The following is a 3,955-nucleotide window of genomic DNA, read 5'->3' on the forward strand; positions in this document are numbered from 1 at the left end:
AGCGTGCCCGCGTACTCCCGACCGCCCTGCGCCGCGTGGTCCCCCCCGTCCCGGCCGTCACGCTGCGCGGGCACCGGCCAGGACGCGTCGGTGATGTTGCCCGCCGCGTCGTAGGCGTACCGCTCGGACCAGTCCGAGCCGTGGACCGCGGTGACCCGCCGCGCGGGGTCGAGATCGAACCGGCGCAGGCCGGCGAGCATGTCATCGATCTCGCTGACATACCCATCCCGGCTGTAGGAGTAGTCCCGGCGCTGGAGCACCCGCGCCTGCCCCGCGGTCCCCGGCCGGCCCGCGGTCACGGTCTGCGACAGCAGTCGGTGGTTGGCATCCCACACCTGCGCCAGCACCACCCCGGTATCGAGGCTGCGCGCCACCTCCCGGCCGGCCTCGTCGTGGGCGAACCGCACCGTCCGACCGGCGGTCGCCAGCGACAGCGGCAGATCGTTCGGGTCATACTCCCAGACGCTGTCCGCTCCGGACGGCGTCACCCGCCGCACCCGCCGGCCCAGCCCGTCGAATGTCGAGGAGACCGTCCGACCGTTACAGGTCTCGGCCAGTACCCGGCCGAGAGGATCCCGCTCGAACACACAGTCCGCATCGGAGTTGGTAGCGCGCACAACCCGGCCGACGGCGTCGTAGGCAAACGTCGTCACCGCATTGTCGTCCCGTTTCTCAATAACGTTGCCAAGCAGGTCGCGGGTGAAATGCACGCTCTCCCCCGCACCGTTGGTCCGGGCAACGAGCTGCCCGCCGGCATCATTCACATAAGCCAGGACGCGGCCGTTGAAATCGGTCTCCCGGATGAGATTGCCGGCCGGGTCGTAGTCGTAGCGCCACACCAGGCCGGCCGGGTTGGTGACGGCGACCAGCCGCAGCTCGGTGTCATAGGCGAAGGCCAGCCGCGCCCCGTCCGGGCCGGTCCGCGCCGCCGGCAGATCGAAATGCGTCACCTCGGTGCGGGTCACCAAACCGGCCGCGTCAAGGTGCTCGATCAGGTTGCCTTCCCCGTCGTAGGTCCACCGCTCGGTGGCACCGTCGGGCAGGGTCCGGGATACGGGTTTGCCCTCCACCGTCCACCCGAACCGGGTCGTCCCGCCCACCGGGTCGGTCACCGCGACCACCCGACCGAACCCGTCCCGCTCATACACGGTGACCGCGCCGAGGGGATCGGTCACCGCGACGGGCAGGCCGGCAGCGTCGCTCGCCACCCGCCGAATCTGGCCGAGCGCGTCGGTGACCATTGTCAGCCCGCCCCGGTCGTCATAGGCGAACCCGGTCCGCGCCCCGACCGGATCAACCACCGCGGTCAGGTTCCCCCGCTCATCATAGGTGCGTTCCCAGCGGGCACCGTCCAGTTCGATGATCGTCACCGGCAGCCGCAGCGCATTCCATGCCGCTGTCACCCGGCTGCCGTCCGGCCGGACAATCTCGGTCAGGTTACCCTCGGCGTCGTAGCGGTACCGGACGGTGCGGCCCAGCGGGTCGGTTTCGGCGAGTTTGCGGTCATACCGATCCCAGTCGTAGACGGTGGCATGCCCGAGCGAGTCAACCTGTCGCCGCAGCTGCATCACGTCGTTGAAATGATATTCCGTGGCATAACCGAGCGAGTTGGTCTCCACCGTGACACCGCGCTCGGTGTCGTAGACGATCGTCCCGTCCAGGCAGCCCGCCGAACCCACGGTCCGCACCACCCGACCGGCCCCGTCGTAGCGGTAGGCATAGCCGGTGCCGTTGCGATCCGTCCAGCTGATCATCCGCCCGGCGGCGTCATAGGCAAACCGCAACGGCCGACCCGAGGAGTTCACCACCTCGATCAGCCGGCCACTCCCGTCGTAGCCATAGCGGATGACCGCGATGTCGGGTTCGCCCGCCCGCCCCCGCAACCGGATCGCAGTAATCAGACCCTGCTGGGTGTCCACCACCAGCCGGTACCCACCCGAATGGCTGATCTCAGCGAGCGTCCCGTCGGCGGCGTCATAGCCCAACTCGATGCGATTCCCATGACGATCAGTGATCGCCGCCAGCGGCAGGGACACGTGCCGGGCGTTGCCGGCCGGCACCGCGAAGTGCAACGTGTGCCCGGCCTGCGGATCGGTGACCGTATAGACACCGGCGGCGTCGCAGGTCAACGCCAGCCGTGGGCCCTCCGCCGGCCACACCGTCGCACCCGGCGCCGGATGCGGATAGGCGAGCAGCACCCCATCCGGCGCGGCGTAGCACACACCCGCCTCGTCGATCTCCAGGCGGAGGTCCAATGTCGAACTCCACGACCGGCCGAACCAGCGCCCCGCCCGATACGACGACAGATGGGTCCGCTGCAACGCCCACGCCAGCAGGCCGGGCAGCTCCACGTCGACCTGCGTGAGAATCATCTGCCCGCTCGCCATGTCCACCGGGTCGACCTTCAACACCCGAGACGCGGTGGTCTTGGTGAACTGATAGCCGGCCTGGAGCGTCTCCCGGACCCGGCCGGCCGCCCCCAGACCGTAGGCGGTCGCCGTGCGTACCTGACGCAGCGCCGCACCACCCACGGACCGCAACCCGGCACCGACCAGCCGCAGCCCCTCCCCGCGGCCCACCCCCCGACCCAATGCCACCGCGGTCCGCCCCAACCGGGCCACGCTGACGACACCGCGCCCACCCGGAATCAGACCCAACGAGTCCAGCGCGAGTTGCCCTAACGACGCCTTACCCTGCGCGTACTTCGCCAACGTGTCCGCGAACACCGCCGCACCCGCGACCAGCGCGATCGCCACCAACGCCAACCCGATCGGCCCGGAGACGAACAACGCGACAACCCCCGCGACCATGGCGACATCCCGGCAGAGGTCGACAAAACTGTCCCAGGACCGAAACGGCGCCGACACCGCATTCCACGCCTTCGCATACCACGGCTTATTCTTGATCCCACTGCCGGCAAGCGCGTCCTCAATCCCGCGGGCACAGACGTGTGCCGCCTGCCCCCGCAGCTCCGCCGCGTCCCGAGCCAACCGGGCGGCCCGCGCCCGATCCGCACTGGCCACCTGCCCCCGGGCGGCCGCCGCCCGGACCTGCCCGGCCACCGCCGCCGCATCCCACATCGCCGTTGCGGAGCTGATCGAACCCTCGCTGAGTTCCGCCCGCGGCCACAGCAGCCACTCCCGATCCGCCGGCAGCAACGCCCGAACCTCACCCAGCGCCGCCTGATAGCGACCCTCAGCGTCCAGACCATCGCGTAGCGCGCCGCCAGCCTGGGCCTTCGCGTCGGCTAGACCGGTCGCAAAGGTAAACAGCGCATCCCCACAGCCCCGGTAGGCACGGGCCAGCCGAGCCAGCCCGTCGGGTAACTCCACCAACGCCTCGGTGTAAGCCGGCGCGTAGTCACCGGCCATCGCCAGCTCGCCACCGCCGCTCGCGATAGCACGCAGGCGAGTGGTGTTGTGTTCGGCGACCTCAGCCTGGGTTCGCAACCGGACGGCCATGCCCCGCACCGCATCCGGGTCACCCGGAGTTGGATCACCCTCCAACCCCAGGACATCCCAGTCACCCACCGCGGTTCTCCCTGTTCGCCCAGGCTTCGTCCGCCGAACGCCTACTCGGCCGCCCGCCGACTGGCAGGACCATCTGCACTGAGAACGTATCGGGCAGGCCGTACCATTTCCACCGGTATCCGTCTTCCACTGGCATCGGTTTCCACTGGCATCGGTTTCCGCTGGCGCCGGTCGACGAGATCGGCGCGAGTTTGTCGTCCGGTACGCCTATCCGGCCGAAAACCGTACCTAACGACAAACAAACGCCGATCACCATCTCCGGGGACGGCCGGGGACAGCCGATCAGGGGTGTGTGACGGCGGAAAGGAAAGGACTCGGGGTGCCGTGCCAGAAGATGGCGAGCTCGTCGCGGGCCCGGGTCGCGGCCACGAAGAGCAGGGAGCGGTCGCGCGTCCGTTCCCGCTGGTAGCGCTTGGGGTCGATGT

Annotated in this window: 1 protein-coding gene; it reads right to left on the reverse strand. The window is 69.6% G+C overall.

Annotated elements, in window-relative coordinates:
- Positions 1-3,530: DUF6531 domain-containing protein (locus tag U9977_RS26250; RefSeq protein ID WP_322751957.1), on the reverse strand; the 3,530-nt coding region annotated here is incomplete at its 3' end.
- Positions 3,531-3,955: the final 425 nt, after the last annotated feature.

Source organism: Protofrankia sp. Cas8 (assembly GCF_963555845.1).
In the GTDB taxonomy this organism is placed as follows: domain Bacteria; phylum Actinomycetota; class Actinomycetes; order Frankiales; family Frankiaceae; genus Protofrankia.